Origin of the sequence: Candidatus Protofrankia datiscae, assembly GCF_000177615.2 — a bacterium.
Taxonomy (GTDB): Bacteria; Actinomycetota; Actinomycetes; order Frankiales; family Frankiaceae; genus Protofrankia; species Protofrankia coriariae.
Window position 1 is genome coordinate 4,754,578 of record NC_015656.1, and the last position, 23,617, is coordinate 4,778,194.

At 70.2% G+C, this 23,617-nt stretch carries 19 protein-coding genes; 6 read left to right on the forward strand and 13 right to left on the reverse strand.

Features of this window, described 5'->3' with window-relative positions; all coding sequences use genetic code 11:
- Positions 1 to 215 precede the first annotated feature (215 nt).
- The 3 genes from tnpC (at position 216) to FSYMDG_RS19990 (ending at position 4,412) form a co-directional block, all read left to right on the forward strand.
- Entirely contained in the window at positions 216 to 1,652 is a 1,437-nt protein-coding gene (gene tnpC, locus FSYMDG_RS19980) for an IS66 family transposase (RefSeq protein WP_013871651.1), read from the forward strand.
- Positions 1,653 to 2,229: 577 nt separating this feature from the next.
- On the forward strand, positions 2,230 to 3,078 hold the full coding sequence (locus FSYMDG_RS19985; RefSeq protein ID WP_013875200.1) for a sigma-70 family RNA polymerase sigma factor: 849 nt from the start codon (positions 2,230 to 2,232) through the stop codon (positions 3,076 to 3,078).
- A 431-nt stretch (positions 3,079 to 3,509) separates the two neighbouring features.
- The gene (locus FSYMDG_RS19990) at positions 3,510 to 4,412 is read left to right on the forward strand and encodes an HAD family hydrolase (RefSeq protein WP_013875201.1); all 903 of its coding nucleotides are present in this window, start codon (positions 3,510 to 3,512) and stop codon (positions 4,410 to 4,412) included.
- Positions 4,413 to 4,475: 63 nt separating this feature from the next.
- On the opposite strand, the gene FSYMDG_RS19995 is transcribed toward FSYMDG_RS19990, so the two are convergent.
- From FSYMDG_RS19995 to FSYMDG_RS20040, 11 genes are all read right to left on the reverse strand, one after another.
- Positions 4,476 to 4,742: a hypothetical protein gene (locus FSYMDG_RS19995; protein WP_013875202.1), complete on the reverse strand. Its 267-nt coding sequence runs from the start codon at positions 4,740 to 4,742 to the stop codon at positions 4,476 to 4,478.
- Between the two features lie 27 nt (positions 4,743 to 4,769).
- A complete protein-coding gene (locus tag FSYMDG_RS30180) occupies positions 4,770 to 6,206 on the reverse strand; it encodes a lysophospholipid acyltransferase family protein (protein ID WP_013875203.1) in 1,437 nt (478 codons plus the stop codon).
- A gap of 447 nt (positions 6,207 to 6,653) precedes the next feature.
- The gene (locus tag FSYMDG_RS20005; protein WP_013875205.1) at positions 6,654 to 7,694 is read right to left on the reverse strand and encodes an NAD-dependent epimerase/dehydratase family protein; all 1,041 of its coding nucleotides are present in this window, start codon (positions 7,692 to 7,694) and stop codon (positions 6,654 to 6,656) included.
- 860 nt (positions 7,695 to 8,554) lie between these two features.
- Positions 8,555 to 8,653 (reverse strand): 30S ribosomal protein bS22, encoded by a 99-nt coding sequence (locus FSYMDG_RS24940; RefSeq protein WP_003948845.1) that lies wholly within the window; start codon positions 8,651 to 8,653, stop codon positions 8,555 to 8,557.
- A 228-nt stretch (positions 8,654 to 8,881) separates the two neighbouring features.
- Positions 8,882 to 9,688: a pyrroline-5-carboxylate reductase gene (gene proC, locus FSYMDG_RS20010; RefSeq protein WP_043604083.1), complete on the reverse strand. Its 807-nt coding sequence runs from the start codon at positions 9,686 to 9,688 to the stop codon at positions 8,882 to 8,884.
- Positions 9,689 to 10,011: 323 nt separating this feature from the next.
- Complete coding sequence (locus FSYMDG_RS23465; protein ID WP_013875208.1) at positions 10,012 to 11,298, reverse strand: proline dehydrogenase family protein; 1,287 nt, start codon at positions 11,296 to 11,298, stop codon at positions 10,012 to 10,014.
- Positions 11,299 to 11,548: 250 nt separating this feature from the next.
- Positions 11,549 to 12,313, reverse strand: a complete 765-nt coding sequence (locus tag FSYMDG_RS20020; protein WP_013875209.1) for a class I SAM-dependent methyltransferase — start codon at positions 12,311 to 12,313, stop codon at positions 11,549 to 11,551.
- A gap of 150 nt (positions 12,314 to 12,463) precedes the next feature.
- Positions 12,464 to 13,441, reverse strand: a complete 978-nt coding sequence (locus tag FSYMDG_RS20025) for a sugar phosphate isomerase/epimerase family protein (protein WP_013875210.1) — start codon at positions 13,439 to 13,441, stop codon at positions 12,464 to 12,466.
- A 123-nt stretch (positions 13,442 to 13,564) separates the two neighbouring features.
- A complete protein-coding gene (locus FSYMDG_RS20030) occupies positions 13,565 to 14,686 on the reverse strand; it encodes a Ppx/GppA phosphatase family protein (protein ID WP_013875211.1) in 1,122 nt (373 codons plus the stop codon).
- Positions 14,687 to 15,143: 457 nt separating this feature from the next.
- Positions 15,144 to 15,824, reverse strand: a complete 681-nt coding sequence (locus tag FSYMDG_RS20035; RefSeq protein WP_013875212.1) for a response regulator transcription factor — start codon at positions 15,822 to 15,824, stop codon at positions 15,144 to 15,146.
- 86 nt (positions 15,825 to 15,910) lie between these two features.
- Positions 15,911 to 17,080: a sensor histidine kinase gene (locus FSYMDG_RS20040; protein WP_131796751.1), complete on the reverse strand. Its 1,170-nt coding sequence runs from the start codon at positions 17,078 to 17,080 to the stop codon at positions 15,911 to 15,913.
- A 766-nt stretch (positions 17,081 to 17,846) separates the two neighbouring features.
- Here FSYMDG_RS20040 and phoU point away from each other — a divergent pair.
- A complete protein-coding gene (gene phoU / locus FSYMDG_RS20045; protein ID WP_013875214.1) occupies positions 17,847 to 18,488 on the forward strand; it encodes a phosphate signaling complex protein PhoU in 642 nt (213 codons plus the stop codon).
- Between the two features lie 134 nt (positions 18,489 to 18,622).
- Here phoU and FSYMDG_RS20050 read toward each other — a convergent pair whose 3' ends face one another.
- Entirely contained in the window at positions 18,623 to 19,360 is a 738-nt protein-coding gene (locus tag FSYMDG_RS20050) for a phosphoglyceromutase (protein ID WP_013875215.1), read from the reverse strand.
- A 776-nt stretch (positions 19,361 to 20,136) separates the two neighbouring features.
- On the opposite strand from FSYMDG_RS20050, the gene FSYMDG_RS20055 reads away from it, so the two are divergent.
- A complete protein-coding gene (locus tag FSYMDG_RS20055; protein ID WP_013875216.1) occupies positions 20,137 to 20,688 on the forward strand; it encodes a Fur family transcriptional regulator in 552 nt (183 codons plus the stop codon).
- Between the two features lie 7 nt (positions 20,689 to 20,695).
- Positions 20,696 to 22,078, forward strand: a complete 1,383-nt coding sequence (locus FSYMDG_RS20060) for a YgfZ/GcvT domain-containing protein (protein ID WP_013875217.1) — start codon at positions 20,696 to 20,698, stop codon at positions 22,076 to 22,078.
- 134 nt (positions 22,079 to 22,212) lie between these two features.
- On the opposite strand, the gene FSYMDG_RS20065 is transcribed toward FSYMDG_RS20060, so the two are convergent.
- Complete coding sequence (locus FSYMDG_RS20065; protein WP_043607222.1) at positions 22,213 to 23,562, reverse strand: transcriptional regulator; 1,350 nt, start codon at positions 23,560 to 23,562, stop codon at positions 22,213 to 22,215.
- Positions 23,563 to 23,617 lie beyond the last annotated feature (55 nt).

The window sequence follows — 23,617 nt, forward strand, 5'->3', positions numbered from 1 at the left end:
GATCATCAAAAGGCGTCTGAACCGAAAAGATCCCCCACCCGGGCAACAAAGCCGGAAAAGCACTTCGTCCCGGCGCATGATGACGACCGTGCATCGTAACTGGTCAGGTCTGGTAGATCGTTTGTTTTTGGTTTCCCGGCTGGCTGGGACTCCTCGATGGCCTGAAGGCCCGGGTCGTTGGTGCTGTGTGGTTGATCGGGCCGTAGGGTCCGGGTGTGTCGGATGGTCCGCCCGCGTCGCCGCCGGTGCCGTCGTATGACGAGCTCGCGGCGCTGGTGGTGAGTCTGCGGGCGCAGCTGGTCGAGACCGCTGCGGCGTTGGAACAGGCGCGGGTGCGGATCGCCGAGCTGGAAGCTCAGGTCGCGAAGAACTCGCGGAACTCGGCGAAGCCACCGAGTTCGGACGGGCTGGCGAAACCGCCACCGAAGTCGCTGCGGAAGAAGACCGGCCGCAGGCCCGGTGGGCAGGGCGGGCATCCGGGATCGACGCTGCGGATGCTCGCTGAGCCTGATGTGCGCCTGCGGCATGAGCCGGGGCCGTGTGCGGGGTGCGGGGCGGGGCTTGCGGGCCGGCCTGTGACCCGGACCGAACGGCGGCAGGTGTTCGACCTGCCCGAACTACGTCCGCATGTGGTCGAACATCAGCTCATCGAGCGGGAGTGCGGCTGCGGGACGCGGACGAAGGCGGCGGCACCGGCCGGGGTGGACGCGCCGGTGCAGTACGGGCCGCGGGTGGCCGCGGCGGTGGTCTACCTGTATTCCGGTCAGTTCCTGTCGCAGGAGCGGACCGCGACCGCGCTGGCCGAGCTGGTTGGGATCCCGATCTCGGCGGGCACGGTCGGTGCGATGACCGCCCGTGCCGCCGCCGGACTCGACGGCTTCCGTGACACCGTCCGGGGTCTGCTGGCCGCCGCCGACGTGATCGGGGCCGATGAGACGGGGCTGCGGGTCGCCGGGAAACTGCACTGGGTGCACTGCGCCCGCACCGACAAGTACACGCTGATCGACTGCCATGCCACCCGCGGCAGCGGCGGGATCGACGCCCTCGGGGTGCTTCCCGCCTTCGGTGGGGTGGTGGTCCACGACGCCTGGGCCCCCTACGACAGCTACACCGGCGCCACCCACCAGCTGTGCGTCGCTCACGTGCTGCGCGAACTACAGGCCGTCGTCGACGCGGCCCCGACGGGAACCTGGTGCTGGGCCGCCCAGGCAGGCGACGCGCTCGTCGCCCTGCACCGCCTCGCCGTCGACGCCGCCACTACCGGCGTCACCATCGACGAGCAGGCACCGGCCACCCAGACCCGGCAGCTGCGCCACGCCGCTCACATCGGGATCAGCCAGACCTCGCCGCGCGGCACGAAACTCATGGCCGCCCGCCATGCCCTGGCCTGCCGGCTCGTCGACCGCGAAGCCGACTACCTTCGGTTCACCCGCGACTGGCGGGTTCCCGCGGACAACAACGGCTCCGAACGCGACATCCGCATGATCAAACTACGGCAGAAGGTATCCGGCTGCCTACGCACGCTCACCGGCGCCCGCCAGTTCTGCGCGATCCGCAGCTACCTGTCCACCGCCACCAAACACGGCATCAGCCTGTTCGACGCTCTCGTCCAACTTGCCGAGGGCCGTCCCTGGATGCCCGCGATCAGCTAACTCAAGATCAAAAACTACCTGACTAGTTACAGTGCATCTTCGCCTCACTCCCCATGCCCGCCGGCAGGTCGTTGGCTACACTCAACTTTCCAAAGGGTTCCGGAGGATCAAAGGTAGCGCGATCATGTTCTTCCCGCGCGCGGAGTTCCTGTCGGATCCGGGAGATGCGGCAGATCCAGGTCCCCGGACGACTCGATGACTCCGGTCGCGCGGGAGGGGCGCTCGTCGGATCGCCGCGCGGTCCCCTGGTCTCCGATCCCCGGGTTGCTGACCAGGCCGTCTCTGGCCGTTGACACACCTTGACGCCCTTGACGACGCCCCTGACCCGAGAGGAGCAGAAAGCGGCCGCGTCGCCGTCGGTTTCGTCCGACCTGATCCGACACCCACCGGAGGATCCCGGCTCTCGAGCGGGCCACGCCACGCCCCGCCGGGCCTCCTCGATCTTTGGAGCCAGTATGCCGTCCGCCCTTTCCCGAACGTCGCGGGGGCGCGGAAGCGAGGTCCCCTACCCGGTGGACGGCCCGAGGCCCGGCCCGATGTCCGTCGTCGCCCGCGGCACCGCGGACCGATCATCGACGTGAACCCGCCGTGGGCGCAACCGGCTCTCGATCTCCGCGGCTGGGCGGCGCCGCGCGCCGGCTCCGCCCGGGTCGTGGTGCCGCGTGCCGATCCCACCTGTTTCGCGGCGCTACGCGCCGAACTGGCCCGCATCATGCTCGTACTCCGTGCGACCACGCCGGTCGGCCCCCCCATGGCCCATTCGGCGGGAGGGGCCTCGCCCGGCCGGCAGACGACCCAGTCCGCCTCCCCCGACGGCCTGGTCGACCACGGGACGCCCGTGCCCGACGAGTCGCCGTCGAACGCCCACCGACCCGACGCCGCGCTCGCGGCCCTGGTGCGCAACGCCCAGCAGGGCGACGGCGAGGCGTTCGGGGAACTCTACGACCTCTACATGGAGATGGTCTTCCGCTACGTCTACTACCGGATCGGCAGTTGGACGGCGGCCGAGGACATCGTCAGCGAGACCTTCCTGCGCGCGCTGCGCGGCATCAGGACCTTCACCTGGCAGGGACGTGACATCGGCGCCTGGTTCATCACCATCGCCCGAAACCTGATCATCGACTCCCGGAAGTCCCGGCAGGCCCAGCTGGAGTTCCCCACCGACGACATCCTCTCGGCGGGGCGGGATCACGTCGTGTCCGGGCCGGAGGAGTCGGTGCTGGCCATCATCACCGGCCGGGCTCTCATGGACGCCGTCCGCACGCTCAGCCCCGACCAGCAGGAATGCGTGGTGCTGCGCTTCGTCGAAGGGCTCTCCGTCCGGGAGACCGCGCTGGCGATGGGCAAGAACGAGGGCGCGATCAAGGCTCTCCAGTACCGGGCCGTACGCTCGCTGGCCCGGCGGCTCCAGGAGAACCCGGCCTGAACCACCCACAGCGCACCGCGGCCGGCGCCAACTCGCCACAGAGCCGGCGCAGCCGGCACATCCCTCGCCATGGCCAGCGCAGCCGGCGGGACTCGTCGCGGCTGGCGCCGCGCCGCGGGCAGCGGACATCCCGGTACCGCCACGGGCGGTGGCCCGCTGGACGCTAACCGTACGCCCGGTGGCGGGTAGGCTTCCGGTGCCACCGCGGGCGGTGGGCGTCCGGGCGCTCGCGAACCGTGGATGCGCCGGGTGGATGCGCTGGTACGCCGCCGCGAACCGTTCGCACCGTACGCTTCGCACGTCAACGCTTCTTCCCAGGTCACCGTGGCAGCACGGTGGCAGCTCCCAGGTCACCGTGACAACGGTGGCAACTCGCGGGTCACCGTGACAGCACGCTCCCTCCCCGCGCCGCCCACGCCCAGGAGATCATGATGCGGTTTCGACCACGCCCGCAACGGTCGGCGGACGACAAGGCCCGCGCGGCGGATGCCGAAGCCGCCGCCGCCGCTGCCCTGAAGGTGGCCGCCGACCAGACGGCCAAGGCGCCGCCGGACCCGACCGCGGCGGCCTTCTTCGACGTGGACAACACCATGATGATGGGGGCGTCGATCTTCTACTTCGCGCGCGGACTGGCCGCGCGCGACTTCTTCCAGTCCCGCGACCTGCTGCGGTTCGGCTGGCAGCACGTCACCTACCGGGTCCTGGGGCAGGAGAACACCGACGGGATACGCGACGTCAAGGAGGCCGCGCTCGCGTTCGTCGCCGGCCGCGAGGTCGCCGAGATCGTCCGCTTCGGCGAGGAGATCTACGACGAACGGATGGCGGAACGGATCTACTCCGGCGCCCGGGCCCTGGCCGAGCAACATCTCGACGCCGGGCAGCGGGTGTGGCTCGTCACGGCCACCCCGGTGGAACTCGCCTCGGTCATCGCCCGGCGGCTCGGGCTCACCGGCGCGCTCGGAACGGTCAGCGAGGTCGTGGACGGACGTTACACGGGCCATCTCGTCGGGGAGCCGCTGCACGGCCCGGCCAAGGCCGCCGCGGTGCGCGCGCTCGCCGAACGCGAACAACTGGATCTTTCCCGATGCTGGGCCTTCTCCGACTCGATCAACGACCTGCCCATGCTGTCGCTGGTCGGCCACCCCGTCGCGATCAATCCTGATCCCGATCTCAAGGCCGTCGCCCGGGAGCGGGACTGGCCGATCAAAGACTTCCGCACCGCCAGGAAGGCAGCCCGGATCGGTGTGCCGACAGCGGCCGGGATGGGCGCGCTCGCCGGCGGGGTGGCGGCCGGTATGGCGCTGCGACGCCGCTACATCGGCGCGACCAGCTGACCGCCGGACGGCCTGCCACCTTCTGGACGGCCGGGCCACACCGAGACCGGAGACCGGGGACGCCTACCGGCGGCCGCTGGGCATGCCGGGATCGTTCGGTGTGCCCAGCCGGGTGGTGCGTCGGGCCTGCTCCGGCGACGGCTCGGCCCGCCGCGTCACCCAGACGATCGACAGCACCGAGGCCACCTCGATGACGGCCAGCCACACCGCCAGAAAAAGATCGCCTATGACGACCAGGACCGCGACCGCGGCGGTCACCGACAGTAGATAGCCAGCGGTGAGGCCGCGGCCCACCCAGGTCCGCCGCGACCTTGCGCGCCACCAGCTCATCCGCCGCCCGTCCATGGTCGTCACAGATCAGAAGAATACCGACCGACGTTGCATCAGCAGTCCGTAGAGGGAATGCTGAATCGTCTCCCGGATGCGGTCCGTGAGCTCGAACACCAGCATGGGGTCCTCGGCCGCCGCCGGGTTCGGCGATTCCGTCTCCACCGGTTCGCCGAACTCGATGAACCATTTCGACGGCAGCGGTACCAGGCCGAGGAGCCCCAGCCACGGAAATGTCGGGGTGACCGGCAGATAGGGCAGCCCGAGCAGTCGGGCGAACGTCCGGAAGTTTCCGATCATCGGGTAGATCTCCTCGGCCCCGACAATCGTGCACGGAATGATGGGGACGCCCGTGCGCAGGGCGGCCGAGACAAAACCTCCGCGGCCGAAACGCTGCAGCTTGTAGCGTTCGCTGAACGGCTTGCCGATCCCCTTGAAACCTTCCGGCCAGACCCCCACCAGATGGCCACCGGCAAGCAGCCGTTCGGCATCGGCCTGGCAGGCGAGGGTGTTACCGGTCTTGCGCGCCAGCGGTGCGAGGAACGGCACGGAGAACACCAGGTCCGCGGCGAGTATCCGCAGGTGCCGGTGGGCTGGATGATGGTCCATTATCGCCAGCGAGGTCATGATCGCGTCCAGCGGCAGGGTACCGGAGTGGTTGGCCACGATCAGCGCGCCACCGGTGTCCGGAACGTTCTCCAGACCGCGCGTCTCGACCCGAAAGTAGTTCTGGTAGACCGGACGCAGCAGCGGCGCGATGACGTTCTCGGTCAGGTCCGGGTCAAAACCGTGCTCGTCGACCACGTAGTCGCCGGTGATCCGGCGCCGCAGGAACGCGAGAAAACCCGCGAGCGCCCGTTCCAGGCTGCCCGCGTTGGCCAACGGCTCGGACGGCAACACGGACGCCGGCCCGGCGCCGACGTCATCGTCGGCGGGAGCGTTCAGACCGAAAACACCCGCCCGCTCCTTCGAGGCCCACGTATCGCCGGCCTCCGGGGTGAGGAACTCCCCGGGCCCCGGGGATTCCCAGGATGCCCGGGACTCCCTGGAAACCGCCGGGCCCCGCGCGCCGGCCCCGCCGGGGCCTGTCACGCCGGCGCTGTCCGGACGGGCGCTGTCCGGACGGGCGGGGGCCCGGCGCGCCGAGTCCCGGCCGCTCGGGGGACCGGCGTCACCCCACCGCTGGCCGCCGGAACGCTCCGCGGCCGTCCGCGTCTCCGTTGGTACCGCCGTCGCTGACGTGGGCGGGTCGCTCCGGCGCGGGTCCGGGCCGGAGCCCTCGGCCCGCCGGTCGGCGGCACGCCCGCCGCCGACCGGCCCACCGGCGTCGGTGCCGCTCACGGCGGCCGAGTCGTCGTGAGCGCCCTCTGTCGGGCCCTGCGACCGGGAACGGCGTTCCGTCGCGCCACCGCTCGCCCGGATGCGGGCGTCCTTACTGCCCAGCGGGATGATGCGCGCCTCACTCACATCCGTGACCACCTTTTCACCGGACTTGCCCTGATACTCTGTGTGAGCTGCCAGGGTGTTCTGGATTCCCCGGGTGGGCCTCGGGCTCCCCGGCTTTTTCGGGACCCGCGGGTGCGCGGCACCTGATCGCGACGCCTGTGTGGCCGCTGGTGCGGCCGCGCGCTCCTCGGTCGGCCGGTACTGGTGGGACAACCACCTGCCCGGCCCACGTCCCCGACAGCCCGCTCGCCGGTCGAACGCCGCTATCCAGCGGCCTGCCAACCCACGGCCCACGTCTGCCGGGCCGGACCGTACGGGGGATATCGCATGATGGTCACTGTCATGACCGGGTTCATCTCATCTGTCTCCCGTCCAGCTCCGGTCCGTCTTCCGCACGCCCTTCTCCCTGCCCACCGCGGAAGCCGCCCAAAGGCGGTGACGACGGTCGTGAGGTCCTGATCAGGCTGGTCATGACGTCCCGACCAGCCTGCGACGCGCGAGCACGTCCAACAGGGTCCGCTCCAGCCGGACCACGGCGTCATGGTCGATCGCGAAACGCATCGGACGGTCCCGTACGAAGTCGTCGAAGGTCTGCAGCGTCGTGAACCGCGGGATGTAGTTGAATACGTGTTTCAACCGGGTGGTGTCGACCGCGCGCCCGTGCGCGAGGAAGCCGAGCTGTTCGGCGGAGAAGTCCAGCAGCCGGGATCTGCGGACCAGGTTTCCCAACGTGACCACGGCCGGGGACGGCACCGGCAGGGGCACGCGCCCGGCTCGCCGCACGGCCTGGGAGAGCAGGAGAACGCCGTCCCCGGCGACGTTGAACGTGCCCGGATGGTCCTCGACGGCGGCCTGCATGAGCACGGCGAGCGCGTCCTCGCTGTGCAGGAGCTGGAGGCGCGGATCAAAACCGAGCACCGTCGGGACGACCGGCAGCTCGAGGTACCGGGTCAGCGGACTGTCGATACCGGGGCCGATGACATTGGTGAATCGCAGCACGCTGACGGTGACATCGGGCCGCCGGCGGCTGAAACCCCGGACGTATCCCTCGACCTCCAGGGCGTCCTTGCTGTAACCGCCGCGGGGCAGACTGCGCGGCTCCATCTCCTCGGTGAACAGCGCCGGATCGGAGGGTGATGATCCGTAAATCGTCGTGGTGGACTTGACGATCACCTTTGTGACGCTCGGCGCCTTCTGGCAGGCGGCGAGGAGCTGCATGGTGCCGATGACGTTGATTTCCTTCATCGCGGCCCGGCCACCGGCTCCGAGCGGAGTGGCGATCACATTCAGATGAAGGACGGTGTCGACAGCGGCGGCACTGATTACTTTCGCGATCAGCGGATTACGGATGTCCGCGCGTACGAACTGGGTCCGGCCGAGATCGTCGCGGGGCGGCACGGTATCGACCCCGATCACATTCTCGATCTCCGGATCGGCCGCGAAGACACTCGCCACCTGTGCGCCGAGCGGCCGGGAAACACCGGTCACCAGCACGCAGCGTGGTCGCATTTCTCGTCGCCCCCTGCCCCGATACCCGAGCCCATGCTACGCCCTGGCGTTGTCACGCCAGAAACATCGTGGAGTACATGGCGTTGCGTCCTATTGGTCGACGTTCACCAACGTCGACATTGCCGGGGCAGCATAACTCGAGGCGTCACCGCGGGTTCATCCGGTAACGATTCCGTCGGTCTCGCCCGACAACGATTCGCAGGTCACATCCAGTGACATCACTCGGCCTGGCGGCGCTGCCGGGCCGGGAACACCGACCGCACAACCGAACACAGAACGCCAGGTAGGCAACCGAACGCAAAAGGTAGCAACGGGAAAGCGCTGAACGTCAGTACGGAAACGGATGGTACCGACGATGTCACCGAAAGACCCGCCGGCAACGACAACCAGAGCGCACCCGATGGATGCCTGGTGGATGCCGGCGGCCGATCCGGATGATGATCCAGAAGGCTCTCCGCGAGACAGGACAGCCGAACCCCCTGCGACGCGACCAAGGCGTAGCAGGGTCATCGCCGACAGCGGAATCGCCGACACCTCACGCGGCGCGACCGGGGACCCGTGCCGTCGCATGACGACGGTGCGGACCGCCAGTCGCGCCGGGCGGGAAGCCTCGGACGGAGACCCACGGGCGGAGACCCGGTTGCGCTTACAGCACACGGGATACCGCCCGGATCACCGCCCTGGCCGACCAGCGTCCAGCGGACACGGCGCAGCCGGCATCCGGCTACGGCGAGCCCGTTGCGATGCGTCCGGCCTCCCGCGCCCGGCATTCACCGTCACCGTCTACCGTCCGATATCCGGACGAACCGGCCTGCTTCATGACAAGCCGGCAACGGAAGAAACTCGAAGTAATCGTTTAGCTACTTCTTGTTGCGCCGTTGAACGCGGGTCCGCTTGAGGAGCTTGCGATGCTTCTTCTTGGCCATGCGCTTGCGACGCTTCTTGATAACCGAACCCACGAACCCGACCGATCTGTTGGAAGGAAAGCCGAACGAACTACCGGCCGAGCCTACCCGCTCCACCGGACGACGTGGCACGGCCACCGCCTCCCCCGCGGACGGACGAGTACGCGAACGGAGCGATGACGTGGTTTCACCCCCCGCACACCCTGCGTCTTCCACGTCACGGCTCCGTTCGACGACGCCCCTGGCGCCCTGGCGGGGTTTTCGCGTTCGGGCGGGGTTCGGTCAGGCGGGGCTGGCCAGTTCCCGGGAACGGTCACGGGCCGCTTCGATCGCGGCCAGCAGGGCCGCTCGGACGCCGTGCTTCTCCAGCTCCCGGATAGCGGTGATCGTCGTGCCGCCCGGGGAGGTCACCGCCTCCCGCAGCAGCACCGGATGCTCGCCGGAGTCGCGCAGCATCACAGCCGCCCCCACCGCGGTCTGCACCAGCAACTGCGCCGCGACCCCCCGCGGAATCCCCAGCAGGATACCCGCGTCGATCATGGATTCGACCAGGTAGAAGAAATAGGCCGGGCCGCTGCCGGAGAGGGCCGTCACGGCGTCCTGCTGCGCCTCCGGCACCCGGACGACCTTGCCGACCGGCGCCAGCAGCTTCTCGGTGCGGCGCAGATGCTCCTCGCCGGCATGGGCACCGGCCGAGATCGCCGACATGGCCTCGTCCACCAGCACGGGGGTGTTCGTCATCACCCGCACCACCGGCGTGCCGGCGGCGAGCCGGTGCTCCAGGAACGCGGTGGTGACACCGGCCGCCACCGAGATCACCAGATGATCCGGTGTGACGACACCGGCGATCTCGCCGACCAGCGCGGTCATGTCCTGCGGTTTGACCGTGAGTATCAGCACGTCCGCCCGGGTGGGCGCGGCCGGGTTGGAGACCGCTTCGACCCCGTGGCGGGCGGACAGTTCCCTGGCGCGCTCCGGCCGGCGCGCCGTCACGAACAGATCCGCGGGATCGTGCCCGGAGCGCAGCATCCCCGACAGCAGCGCCTCGCCGAGCCTGCCGGCGCCGAGGATCGCGATCGTCATGAACATCCCTCCTGTTGGCGGAGCATCCCCGACCCCAGGCAGAGCATCTTCGTCAACCTGACTCTCCTGTCAACCTGGCTCCTGTCAATCCGGCTCTCCCCGGTCCGACCCGTACGCGACCGGCCCTGGCGTAACCAACCTGCACGTAACTGACCCACGCGTGGCTGCCACCGATTCCCGCGCCGCTCCCCCACCGTCCGCTATCGTCACCGTCCGCCGCCGCAACCGCCTGTCGCTGTGACTGTCCGTTGTCAAACTGTCAGCCACCGCAACTGCTCCTGTCCGTCACCGCCGCGGTGTCGGCACTCGCCTCCGCCCACCCGTCGCGCTCACGAGGTGGAGCGCAACGCGCGTGCGAAGAACAGCAGGTTGGCCGGGCGTTCGGCCAGCCGCCGCATCAGATAGCCGTACCACTCGCGCCCGCATGGAACATAGACCCGTACCGTCTCACCGGCTTCGGCGAGGCGCCGCTGCTCTCCGGGGCGGACCCCGTACAGCATCTGGTACTCGAACGGCCGCCGGGCCACCCCCTGTGACGCAGCCCCCTGCCCGGCCGCCCCCTGTGACACGGCCCCCTGTGACGCAGCCCCCCGCGGCACCTCAACCGCCCGCCGGTCGAACCGCCCGTCCACGGCCAGCTCGACCGGCGGTGTCGCGACCGACGATGCCTCAGCCTGCGACGTCCCGGCCTGCGACATCCCGGCCGACGGCACTTCGACCTGCGGCGCTTCGACCTGCGGCGCCGTGGGCGCCTGCCCGGCTGACCAACCACCCGCGGCCTGCGCGCTCACGGGCAGCCTGCCCGTGGCCAGCGCACCGGCGAGGCCCGCGGCCAGCTCGATCAGAACCGGGTCGTGGGTGGCCACCATCGGGTATCCCCGGCCCGCCATCACAACCGCCAGACAACGCGCGTAGGAGGCGCTCACCTCGGCCCGGCGGGTGTAGGCGACCGAGGCGGGCTCGGCATAGGCACCCTTGCACAGCCGCACCCGGCCGCCCGCGGCGGCGAGATCGCGACAGTCCGCCTCGGTACGCCGCAGACAGGCCTGGACGACGGCACCGGTCTCGCCGAACTCCCGGCGCAGGTCGGCGACAACGGCCAGCGTGGCGTCGGTGGTGGTGTGATCCTCCATGTCGACGGTGACGCACGTCCCGGCGTCGCGGGCCGCCTGGCAGACCCGGAGGGCGAGATCACGCGCGAGCGCGGCGTCGACCCGCGCCCCCAGCGCGGAAAGCTTGACCGAGACCTCCGCTGCGGGCGTGAGCCCCACGTCGGCCAGCGCACGCAGCAGCCCGCCGTAGGCGGCGGCCGACTCCTCGGCCAGCCGCCGGTCGGTGACGTCCTCGCCGAGAAGGTCCAGCGACACCCGCAGACCGGCGTCACGCAGGCCACCCGCGACCCTGACCGCCGCCGCGACGTCCTCCCCCGCGACGAACCGTTCCACCACGCCCCGGGTCAACGGCGCGGTGGACACCAGCCGCCGGACCCGCGGATCACCCGACATCATCAGCAGAGCCGTCCGCAGCACCCCCGCAGGATCCCGCAGCACCCCCGCTCCGAGCCCGAACGCCACGGCAATCACCCCCGACACCCAGCGACACCCAGCGACACCCACCGGCACACTCCCACCACACCCCATCACATCCGCCCCGTTTCGCCAGATCCACCGCATCCGCGCCACCACGTCTGGAGTGATCCCGCTTCCGTGGACAGCGAACCTCGGGTTCGCTGTCCACGGAAGCGGGATCACTCCACATGACAACGAGGGAACAAGTGGTTGCCGTAGCAGCCACTCACGTACTCGTTCCGATGAAGGGGAAGATCGGTACCTTTGTGGGTTCTGGGGGCTTGGCGGGGGGTTCCGCTTATGACGGGGTGGAGGGTGGTATGCGGGCCACGGTCAGGATCGTGTGGAAGGGCTCGGTGATCAGGCCGTCGGGGAAAGCCTTCAGCAGGGAGCGCCGCTCGGCGTCCAGGAAGTCCTCCAGCCGGTCCCCGATCGCCTGGACGTACGACTTCGAGCGCAGCCACAGCTCGTACCGGTCCAGCGGGAGCGTCCGGCTCCAGCGGCCGGAAACCATCACAACCTCGGTGAACAGGCCCGTCCAGCGCAGTTCGTCCGCCCAGGGGCGGGTGCGGTAGTCGCGCCGGTAGCCGGGGCTCATCGCCTCCAGACGCCGCTGTTGACGCTCCCACCAGCGTAGGTCCTCGCCGTCGACGTCGTTCCACCAGACCGCGAGCGCGCCGCCGGGACGCAGCACCCGTGCTGCCTCGGCCGCGGCCACCGGCACCCGTACCCAGTGCCACGCCTGGGCGTAGCAGACGAGGTCCGCCACTGCGCCGGAGAACGGCAGCGCCTCACCGTCGGCGCGTACCACGCCGATCTCGGGGGTGCGTTCCCGCAGTCGGCCGAGCATGACCGAGCTGTGGTCCACCGGGATCACCCGGGCGCCGCGCGCGAGCAGGTCACGGGTGGCTATACCCGTTCCGGCACCGACCTCGAGGATGTCCGCGCCGGCCAGCTCACGTCCGGCCAGCCATTCCAGATCCTTGAACAGCTGATCGGGATAGGATGGCCGGGCGGCGTCGTAGGCGTCCACCATCGGGTCGAAAAGCGATCTGGCGCTCATTACCGCATGGTGACACCGTCACGCGGGATGGATACGGCTGTTCGTCGCTGTTTGTCCCCGGTACTTCCTGCCTCCGGTACTTCGCCGGTATCGCCGACCGGCCCGACGACAGCACCCGGACCAGCGGCGCCCCGGACCGTAACCGTAACGTCAGGGCAGGCGGCCGGCCGCGGTGACGGGGGCGGCCGCGAGGTTGAGGCGGGTGAACGCCAGGGCCTCGGCGAGGTCGGCCTCCCGCTGCGCCCGGGATTCCGCGCGGCGAGTGTTGATCTCCACGACGACCGTCCCGTCGAAGCCCCGAGCCGCGAGCCGTTCCAGCAGGTCGGCGCATGGCTGGTTGCCGCGGCCGGGCACCAGGTGCTCGTCCTTGGCCAGGCCGATCCCGTCGGCCATGTGCACGTGGACCAGCCGATCGCCCAACTCGTCGGCCATGGCGAGCGCGTCGGAGCGGGACACGCTGGTGTGCGACAGGTCCAGGGTGACGTGCCGGTAGTCGTCACCCACGGGCGACCAGTCCGGCGCGTACGCGGACACCTCCCGCCCGCGGGCCCGCAACGGGAACATGTTCTCGACGGCGAAGCGGATGTCCGTCTCGTTCGCCATCCGTTCGATGCCCTCGACGAAGTCGCGGGCGTAGTCACGCTGCCAACGAAACGGCGGGTGGACGACGACGGTCGGTGCCCGCAGCGTCTCCGCGACGGTGCGGGCCCGTTGCAGCTTCGCCCACGGCTCGACTCCCCAGACTCGCTGGGTGAGCAGCAGGCACGGGGAGTGGATCGCCAGGATCGGGATGCCGTGATAGTCGGAAAGCCGCCGCAGGGCTTCCGGATCCTGACTCACCGGATCCGTCCACACCATGATCTCTACGCCGTCGTAGCCAAGCCGGGTGGCCATCTCGAAAGCTGCTGCCGTCGACTCCGGATACGTCGACGCGGTCGACAGCGCCACCCTGGCCGAGGGCACCCGTGCGATGGCACGCCCACCGCCACGCGGCGTGAGCAAGGTCGGGTACCCGGTGTCAGGGGGCGGACCAGCGGAATCCGCTGTCGGCTGCCACAAACCTGCGCCACGGTTGTCCGCGACCTCGGCGTCCCCGAGCCGCGGCGCTGGGGTCTGCGCCTCGGACATCCCTCCAGAGTAGTGCCTGTGTGCGGCGATCGACGCCTGACTCGGAACAGCGAGGTATCAGCCCGGATACCGGGAGCGACCGTACGGGGATCGGGCGGGGATCACGTGAAGATCATTTGAAGATCACGCAGAGGTCAGCCAGTCCAGCCTGCGCAGGATGACGCCCTCCCGCAGCGCCCACGGGCAGATCTCGACCTCGTCCAGGTTCAGCAGGTCGAGGGCTTCGTCGGCGACCACGGACCCGGCGGCCAACTGGCCCGCGCGGTCGGCCGACACCCCGGGCAGATCACACCGTTCGGCGGCGGACAGCCGGCACAGCCGCGCGGATATCTCGCGCAACGCGTCCCGGCGCAGGACCCGGCGGACGTACGGGCCGCGGCTGTAGGGCTCCGCGCCGGCGATCCGGGCCAGCGACCGGAAGGTCTTCGACGTCGCCACCGCCCTGGTGGGCTCGCCGACCACGTACAGCCTGGAGACGACCGGGGCGATGTGCGCCCGGACGTAGCGCCGCAGGGCCGTCACCTCGGAGCGTTTCGGCGGGTCGTTGGTGAACCAGTCCCGGGTGAGTCGGCTGGCCCCCAACGGCAGGGAGGACACGACATCGGGGTCCTCGTGCATCCCGGCCGCGATCTCCAGGGAGCCGCCGCCGATGTCGAGCGCGAGCAGCCGGCCGGCACTCCAGCCGAACCAGCGCCGCACCGCCAGGAAGGTCAGCCGGGCCTCGTCCTGCCCTGGCAGGACCGCGAGCGCGACCCCGCTGGCGGCCCGCAGGCGAGCCAGGACATCCTCACTGTTGGTAGCGTCCCGCAGCGCAGAAGTGGCGAACACCACAAGATCGTCCACGCCGAGCTCGTCGGCGCGCGCGCTCATGTCGATGATGCAGTCGGTCAGGATCCGCTCACCCTCGGCGGAGAGGGCTCCGTCACCGTCGAGAAGTTCGACCAGCCGCAGCGGGACCTTCGCGCTGGCGGCCGGCAGCGGCTGGCCACCGACATGGGCGTCCACCACCAGCAGGTGCACGGTGTTCGAGCCGATGTCGATCACGCCGAGGCGCATCCGGCCGGTGACCGGCGGGACGGCGACGTGCGGGACAGCATGATCATGATGGGGCGGGGGCTGCTGGCCACCGTCGAAGGAGGCCGGCGCGGGCAGCGTCACGGGCGGCTCACCGGCCCCGGGCCGGGTGGCGGCGGGGATCTCGACGGCGGCGGCCTCGGACACGGGCTTCAGTGACATCGGACACACTGGCAGCTCACCCGCACGGCAACCGGCAACCCGACCGGACCAGCCGGACCGGCCGGACCATCCAGATCGGTCAGATCGAGCAGGACGGAAACATCGGGAAAATCGGACAGCGGGCGGAGGGTGTGCGTCCCCCTCGTCGCGTGGCCAAACTTCACGCATCCACTCCCGGTCGTGCATCGAGCCGGCCACGGCCGGCCGGCACCGGCATCCAGCGAACCAGACCAGTACCGGCAGCCGGCGGACAACGCGCCCGGCGGACCACCATGACAGCGACGGCGAACCACCATGACAGTGATCAGGTACGCACAGCGACCCGGCCGGGCGGAGCCCTCACCTGACCAACGTACACAAGTGATCGCCGCTGTCAGGCCGGAACGCCGATCAGAGGATCGGAATCGTCACGGAAAGATCACAGCCGTATCACCGGAGAGGCGAAGATGCGAAGAGGCCACCGGTGTCAGGGCTCGAACTTGTACCCCAGACCCCGGACGGTCACCAGGTGGCGCGGGTTCCCGGGCTCGCCCTCGATCTTGGTACGCAGACGCTTGACGTGGACGTCGAGGGTCTTGGTGTCCCCGACGTAGTCCGACCCCCAGACGCGGTCGATCAGCTGACCGCGGGTGAGGACCCGGCCGGCGTTGCGCAGGAACATCTCCAGCAGCTCGAACTCCTTCAGCGGCAGTGGGACGGAGGCGCCGGCGACCGTGACGACATGGCGTTCGACGTCCATCCGCACCGGACCGGCCTCCAGCGTCGCCGTGACGCGTTCGTCGATCTCACCGCGGCGGCGCAGCACCGCGCGGATACGGGCGACCAGCTCACGGGCGGAGAACGGCTTGGTGACGTAGTCGTCCGCGCCGAGTTCCAGGCCGACGACCTTGTCTATCTCGCTGTCGCGGGCTGTTAACATGATCACCGGGACGGTCGACCGCTGCCGCAGCGCCCGGCAGACCTCCGTACCGGACAGGCCCGGCAGCATCAGGTCCAACAGGACGAGATCGGCGCCGTGCCGCTCGAACTCGGTCAGCGCGGCCAGCCCGTCGGCGGCCACCGCGACGTCGAAACCCTCCCGTTCCAGCATGAACGACAACGCGTCCGAGAACGACTCCTCGTCCTCCACGACCAGCAGGCGGGTCACGCGTCACACTCCTTCGTCATCCGTCCGTCATCCGTCCGTCAGTCAGGCGTCAGTCAGGCGTCAGTCAGGCGTCGGTCGTCCGTCGGTCAGTCGTCATCCGTCAGTCGTCCATCGTCGTTGTCACGTCCGCGCTCGACGTCAGTATCGATCTCGACGTCGGTATCGATCTCGGTATCAGCGTCGGCCAGCAGCAGCGGCAGTCTGATCGTGAACGTCGACCCGGCCCCCTCGGAGCTCCACACGCTCACACTTCCCCCGTGGTTCGTCGCGACATGCTTCACGATCGCCAGGCCCAGCCCGGTGCCGCCGGTCGTGCGGGAACGCGCCGGGTCCGCCCGGTAGAAGCGCTCGAAGACCCGCTCCAGGTCCTTCTCGGCGATGCCGATGCCCTCGTCTGCAACCGAGAGCTCCACGGTGTCGCCGGCGCGTCGGACCCCGACGACGACGCGGGTCCCCGGCGGGGAGTAGGTGACCGCGTTGTCCAGCAGGTTCGCCAGCGCTGTGACCAGCTGCCCCTCGTCTCCGCTGACCACGAAGTCGCTGTCGCCGATCACCGCGACGGTGATCTCCTGGGCGGCGGCGGCCAGCCGGGTGCGGTCGAGCGCCTCGGCCAGCACCACCGACACCTGCACCGGCCGGGGATCCGGCTGCGGGTCCGCGCCCTGCAGCCGGGACAGATCGATGATCTCCTGCACGAGACGGGCCAGCCGGGCGGACTCGTGCGTCATCCGGGAGGCGAACCGGCGGACGGCCGCCGGATCGTCACTGGCCGCGGCGACGGCTTCGGCCAACACGTGCAGCGCGCCAACCGGGGTCTTCAGCTCGTGACTGACGTTCGCCACGAAGTCCCGGCGGACCGCCTCCACCCGGCGGGCCTCGGTGAGATCGTCGAGGATAACGGCGACATGGCCGTCCGAGTCCAGCCGCGAGGTGCGAGCGCGTACGGCGAACGCCTCCTGGTCGGGACGGGGCCGGGTCAGCGGCGGTTCGGGGCGGGGTGGCAGGTCGAGCTGCCGGTCACGGTCGACGCCGTCGCCGCGGGTGCGGGCGGCCAGGTCGCTGAGCTCGACCAGGTCCAGACGGCTGTCGACGATCACCCCCATGGCGTGGGCCGCCGGGTTGGCCAGGACCACCACGCCGTCGGCGTCCAGAACGATCAGCCCGGAGGGCAGGCCGTCGACAAGGCGCCGGACGAGCCGCGAGGGCAGCGCCGCGCGCGTGGCGGTCGGCGGGTTCGCGGCCGCGGCATCGCGGATCCGCCGCCGCGGGGACACAACGGTACTGTCACCTGCCCGGATCGTGGACGCACCTCGGCCCGGCGGTATCTGCGCCGGCGGTACCGAGCCCGCCGAACCCGACGATGCCGAACCCGACGGCGTCTGGGCCGGCGGTGTCTGGGCCGAGACCGGTCGCGGGCCGGGACGGGCCGCGGAACCCGCCCGGCCGGTGCGCGGCGTGGGGCCGGCGGCATCCGGGTTGGCTCCGCCACCGAAGAGCCCGAAGCCGGAGAAGCCGGAACGGCCGAAACCGGAGGGCCCGAAACCGGGAAGACCGAAGCCTGCATCCCGCTTGCACTCGCCCTCGCCCACGGCCGAATGGTAGGTGGACTGTGGACGTATCCGCCCAACCCGCGCCGATAGTCGTCAGGAGTTCACCCGGCCAACAGAATGTGTTCACCGTGGGGCGAGCACCGCCGACCATCGTTGATCGCGACAGGGTATGCGCGGCGTTCGGGGTCATATGTCCAGGAGCAATCGCTGTTCGCCCGCACCGTGTGACGCGCCGAAGGTCGAAACGGCGGCTTTCCCACGGACAGCCGACGCCGGCTCGCAACGCCGGGAGCCGGCACGCGCATGGTCGCCACCCCGGCAGACCGGGGATGCGGCCGCTGTTCCAGTGACCACGGGGATCCGCGGCTTCCGGCAGTGCGAAAAAACATGATCGCGTCCTGCCAGCCGTCCCCGTCTCACCCTGTTGTGATCCGATGGGCTGACAACCGCTACAGACACGAAGGAGCCGTCCGTGCGGGACGCCTTCCACGACGAGCTCGAGAGCATCAACTCCTCACTCGTCGAGATGACCAACCTGGTCGCTTCAGCAATGGCGCGAGCGACAACCGCGCTTCTCGACGCCGATCTGCAACTCGCCGAGGGTGTGATCACGGCCGACGAGACCGTGGACCTGCTACGTAACGAAATCGAGGAGCGATCCTTCGACATAATGGCGCGCCAGCAACCGGTCGCCACCGACCTGCGGACCATGGTCACCACGCTGCGTATCGTGGCTGACCTCGAACGCATGGGCGATCTCGCGCTGCACGTCGCCAAGGTGGCCCGCCGGCGCTACCCCGGCCGCGCCGTCCCACCGGAGCTGCACTCGACCCTGCTGGAGATGGGCCAGGTCGCGCAGCGCATCGTCGCCAAGGCGGGGTCGGTCATCGCAGGCCACGACACGGCCCTGGCCAAGGAGCTGGAAAGCGACGACGACTCCATGGACGCCCTGCACCGCAGGCTCTTCCATGTGCTGCTGGAAACGGAATGGACCTACGGCATGGAGGCCGCGATCGACATCACCCTGTGCGGCCGCTACTACGAGCGCTACGCCGACCACGCCGTCTCAGTAGCCCATCGTGTGATCTACCTGGTCACCGGCAAACGCGTCTGAGCAGCCGCCGCCCCGCAAAGCCCGACGGCTGCGCGAATGGAGCGGTGGCGTGGTTTGCGCCCCCGGCTGGGCCCACGTTTCCCACGTCACCGCTCCGTTCGGCACCACGGGGGCTCGCCCGGGGGCGGCGTTCGTTACTTCTTCCTGCCCTGGGCGGCTACGGCGGCGGCGGCTCTGGCCGCTTCCTCCGGGTCCAGGTAGGACGAGGCCAGGACGCGCAGGTCGTCGTCCAGTTCGTAGCGCAGGGGGATGCCGGTGGGGATGTTCAGGGCGGCGATGTCGCTGTCGCTGATGCCGTCCAGGTGCTTGACCAGGGCACGCAGCGAGTTGCCGTGGGCGGCGACGAGCACGGTCCTCCCGCGCCGCAGGTCCGGCACGATCGCGTCGTACCAGTACGGCAGTATCCGGGTCACCACGTCCTTGAGGCACTCGGTCGTCGGGACGAGGTCCGGCGGCAGGTCGGCGTAGCGCTCGTCCACACCACTGACCTGGTTGGGGCCGATGGGCGGCGGTGGGGTGTCATAGGAACGGCGCCACAGCGTGAACTTCTCCTCGCCGTACTCGGCCAGGGTCTCGGCCTTGTTCAGCCCCTGCAGGCCGCCGTAGTGCCGTTCGTTCAGGCGCCAGGAGCGGTGCACGGGGATCCATGTCCGGCCGGCCGTGTCGAGCGCGATCCAGGCGGTGCGGATCGCGCGCAGCAGCAACGACGTGTGCACCATGTCCGGGAGCACACCCGCGTCACGCAGCAGTTCACCGCCGCGGGCCGCCTCCTGGCGGCCCTTGTCGGAAAGGTCGACATCCACCCAGCCGGTGAACAGGTTTTCTCGGTTCCACGTGCTCTCGCCGTGGCGGAGCAGAACGAGCGTCGGCATGACTTCGATCCTGCCGCAACCCGCCGCCGCGATGCGGCTGGATCGCCCGTGGCGCACCCGCCCGGGACCCTTTTCAGGGCCGCTCCGACCGCGACGCCCAGCCCTTCACCGCCCCACACCGGTACCCCCGGCCCTGGCCGCCCGGCCCGCTGGCGTCCGCCCTCGTCCGCCGTCCTGGCTGTCAACCTGGGTGTCAGTCGGTGGCCCTGGGATGGCCGATACCGGCATAGATCGCCCAGGCGTTCTGGTTCGAGTCATCGATCAGATACCAGAAGCGTCCACCGCCGGTGACCGCGTGCTGCCACCGCGGCCGCTACGTGACGTTCTTGCTTGCCCGGCTAGAGACAAAACGGCTGGAGACAAAGAGACCTCCGGGCGTTTCCATCGCCCATAGAAGGGACGACGGGCCGTCGGGACCAGCGACGACGCCCGGAGGTCCGGTGCCTGCCTGGTTCTCGCCGGTGCCGGTGCCCGCAGGTCACCCGGCAGGGGTGAGGACCACGAGACCGGCTAGCGGACAGTCACCTCACGAGTCCGTTTATCACACAAAACTGGACCACCTCCCTTCCTGTGTACGGACAACGCTACGGGGACGGGGCGGGCTCGGCAACCGCTTTTCCCCACCAACCGTCGGGGCGTCGCCGACGACTTCGCGACGGCAAAAAGTAACATATATATAACTTTCAGCTACAGCCCTAGTCAGTCGCGACAGTGGCACGGCAAGACCACCGTCCGCGCGATCGAAGATCCATCGGGCACGGCCTAAACTTGTTCCCATGGCGGTGGACGTCGCGGGAGGCCGGGAGAGCCGGCAGCGGCGCGACGCCGCGCCCGGCACCGCGCCGGTTTCCGCTGTGCCGCCGAAGGCCCAGGCCCCAGGCTCACCGGCCGCGGGGCCGGCGGGGGACGACGCCTGGCAGACACAGCTGCGTTCCCGCGGCTACCGTCTCACCCCACAACGTCAGCTTGTTCTCGAAGCGGTCACCCGGCTCGGCCACGCCACCCCTGAGGAGATCGTCACGGAGGTCCGCCGTACCGCGGGCGGGGTCAACATCTCAACGGTGTACCGCACCCTGGACCTTCTCGAGGAGCTCGATCTCGTCTCGCACGCGCATCTCAGCCACGGCGCGCCGACCTATCACGCGGCCGGCCTCGCCGAGCACGTCCACCTGGTGTGCGGCGGCTGCGGCGCGGTACAGGAGATCCCCTCGAACGTACTGGCCGACCTCGTCACCCGGCTGCGCGACGACTTCGACTTCTCCGTGGACGTCAGCCATGTCGCGCTTGCCGGCCGGTGCGGGGACTGCGCGGGCTCGGGTTCCGGTTGAACAGGCCATGACCGCCGACTCCATCGCCCCGCCCGCAACCGGCACCCGGCCGCCCGAGCCCGGCAGCCCCGGCAGCCCGGACGACGGCTCCCGCTACCGCTCACCATTGCTGGCCGTCGCCGGTGCCGTGCCCGCCGCCGGAGCCGACCTCGGGGTCGCTGACCACTACGGGGATCCGCTGCGCGAGCAACGCGTCGGCGAGCACGGCGCGGTGGTCGTCGACCGTTCGCACCGCGGAGTGCTGCGCATCACCGGCGTGGACCGGCTGTCCTGGCTGCACAGCATCACCTCCCAGCATCTCGCCGCGCTGCCGGCCATGCGGGGCAGCGAGGCGCTGGTGCTCTCCCCGCACGGTCATGTCGAGCACCATCTGATGATCGCCGACGACGGGACGGCCACCTGGCTCGACGTCGAACCGGGCACCAGCACCGCGTTGCTCGCCTATCTGGAGTCGATGCGTTTCCTGCTGCGGGTCGAACCGGTCGACGTCCACGCCGACCACGCCGTGCTGTCGGTCCTCGGCCCGGCCGCCGTGGACGTCGTGGCCAGCGCGTTCGCTCCGCTCGACCCTCCGCTCCACCGGCCTGCCCGCCGCGATGTGACGGTGGGTTACGACGGTGACCTGCTGGCCCGGGGCCCGTACCCGCTTGCCCGGGCGCTCGTCCGGCCGGCCGCCGCATCACCAGCCATCACCGGCACCCCCGTGGCCGGCACCCCCGTGGCCGGCACCCCCGTGGCCGGCACCCCCGTGGCCGGCACCCCCGTGGCCGGCACCCCCGCGACGGACGGCCCGGTGGCCGGCGGCGGTGCGGGCGGCCAGGAGGATCCGGACGGGTACGACATCCTCGTCCGGGCGATGTCCGACGGCCTCGACCTGCTCGTCCCGCGCCGGGCGCTGCGCGGGACGGTCGAACGGCTCGTCGCCGCGGGCGCGTCCCTCGCTGGTGTCGGCGCGTTCGAGGCGGCACGGGTCGCTGACCGCCGCCCTCGCCTGGGCGCGGAGACCGACCATCGGACGATCCCGCACGAGGTCGGCTGGCTGACCACCGCCGTCCATCTCGACAAGGGCTGCTACCGCGGTCAGGAGACGGTTGCCCGCGTGCACAACCTGGGCCGCCCACCCCGACGCATGGTTCTGCTGCATCTGGACGGCACGACGGTCGCCCGAGGCGCCCCGGTGAGCGGCGGCGGCCGGACGGTCGGGTTCGTGGGCACGTCCGTCGTGCACGCGGAACTCGGCCCGATCGCGCTGGCAATCGTCAAACGGACCGTGCCCGACGACACCGCCCTGGTCGTCATCGACCCGGAGACGGGTGAGGTCGCGGCATCCGTGGAGCCGGCGAGCGGGCCCGACCAGCCGACTCGCCCGGCCGGCCGTCTCGTCGGCTGACCCGGGCCGGACAGGCCGCCCCCATACGTCGTCCCCACACATCGTCCCCACACATCGCCTCCGTATGTCGCCCCGTGGCGGCCGCTCCGGTGGGGGCGGCCGCCACCCAGCTGGGACGAGACGACAGAACACGATCAGGTGGGACGAGCGAGGAGCTGATCCACCTCGCGGGCCTCCGGATGCGCCGCGTGCCGGCGCAGGGAGCGCCGGACCTCCTCCGCCCGCCGCGCGTTGCGCTGCGAGCGGGTGGCCTCCAGGAACGGCGTCGCCTCCCGGACGAGCGCACACCCGTGGTCGATGTTGCCCAGGTCGATCTGCACGGCCGCGCGACGGAGCAGGTATGTCGCGTGGTCACGGGCGCGGGCGACCGGGTGCACCTTGAGGGCGTGCGTCAGCCACCGGTCCGCCTGCGGCAACTGACCGAGATCGATGTAGCAGATCCCGAGCTGGGCCGCGTGGAACCCCTCGTCGAAGATGCCCGCCCAGGCCGGATCCTGCGGGCTGGAGCGGTCGGCCGCCGTTTCGGCCTGGGCCAGCGCGCGGAAGCATCCGGCCTGATCGCCCAGTGCCGCGTGCGCCCGGGCCAGCCTCATCTGGAGCATCGCGCCGACGCGTCCGCTGATGCCGCCGCTGCTCGCCACGGCCGCTTCCGCCAGTTCGAGGGCTTCCTTGGGATGGGCGAAGTCGACGCACTGCAGTGACATGTTCTTCATGATGTTCGCGCCGACCAGCCGGTCCCCGGCGGCGTGGGCGGCATGCAGGGCCGCGATCCAGTAACGTTGTGCGCTCGTGTGGTAGCCAGCGTCGAACGATGCCCACCCGGCGATCCGGGCGAGTTCGGCGGCGAGCAGTTGGAGACTCGCCCCGATCTTTTCCGTGTACGAGCCCTTGGCGAGCAGTTCGGTGACCACTCGCAGCTCGGCGTCGACAAGCCGCCGGACGCCCTCCCCGCCGAGCCGGTCGTCCATCAGTCGTAACCCCGGGATGTTGTGCTCGATGCGGTGGACCACCTGTTCGTCCACCCGACCGCCGTCCAGGGCGGCGACGAGCCGGGTGGGCTCCAGGTTGAGCCACTCGTTGGCCAGGCTCGCCACACCCGCTCCGGTGATGGTGAGGAACCCTCGACGGTCGGTGAGGGCGCCTTCGACAACATCGATCATGGACGTCACACTGCCTGCGCTGTTCCACGGGTAGTCGGTACGTACGACGTCACCGGTCGGCAGCCAGGCGGGCCAGGGATGGGACTCGACCTTCTCGGCCGAGACCCCCAGCTCAGCGGCAAGGGCGAGCTGGGAGACCCGGTCGGGTACGACGCCCCGGTGTTCCCAGCGCCAGACCTTCTGACGCTCCGCCGCCATGTTGGCCACACCCAGGTCGCGTGCGCGGCGCGCCACCACCCGGGCCAGTCGCTGATAGGACCAGCCACGCTGCGCCCGGACGAACGCGAGCGGGTGAGCGCAGGCGCCGGCACCCTCGGTCGACATCATCTGTCTCCTTCGAGTCGCATCTGGTGAGCAGCTAACGACGCTATGTGGTGAC

Excerpts from the sequence above, each read along its gene's own strand:
- FSYMDG_RS19990 (WP_013875201.1), top strand. The coding sequence starts at position 3,510 with ATGCGGTTTCGACCACGCCCGCAACGGTCGGCGGACGACAAGGCCCGC.
- FSYMDG_RS19995 (WP_013875202.1), bottom strand. The coding sequence starts at position 4,742 with ATGAGCTGGTGGCGCGCAAGGTCGCGGCGGACCTGGGTGGGCCGCGGC.
- FSYMDG_RS20005 (WP_013875205.1), bottom strand. The coding sequence starts at position 7,694 with ATGCGACCACGCTGCGTGCTGGTGACCGGTGTTTCCCGGCCGCTCGGC.
- proC (WP_043604083.1), bottom strand. The coding sequence starts at position 9,688 with ATGTTCATGACGATCGCGATCCTCGGCGCCGGCAGGCTCGGCGAGGCG.
- FSYMDG_RS20020 (WP_013875209.1), bottom strand. The coding sequence starts at position 12,313 with ATGAGCGCCAGATCGCTTTTCGACCCGATGGTGGACGCCTACGACGCC.
- FSYMDG_RS20025 (WP_013875210.1), bottom strand. The coding sequence starts at position 13,441 with ATGTCCGAGGCGCAGACCCCAGCGCCGCGGCTCGGGGACGCCGAGGTC.
- FSYMDG_RS20050 (WP_013875215.1), bottom strand. The coding sequence starts at position 19,360 with ATGCCGACGCTCGTTCTGCTCCGCCACGGCGAGAGCACGTGGAACCGA.
- FSYMDG_RS20055 (WP_013875216.1), top strand. The coding sequence starts at position 20,137 with ATGGCGGTGGACGTCGCGGGAGGCCGGGAGAGCCGGCAGCGGCGCGAC.
- FSYMDG_RS20060 (WP_013875217.1), top strand. The coding sequence starts at position 20,696 with ATGACCGCCGACTCCATCGCCCCGCCCGCAACCGGCACCCGGCCGCCC.
- FSYMDG_RS20065 (WP_043607222.1), bottom strand. The coding sequence starts at position 23,562 with ATGTCGACCGAGGGTGCCGGCGCCTGCGCTCACCCGCTCGCGTTCGTC.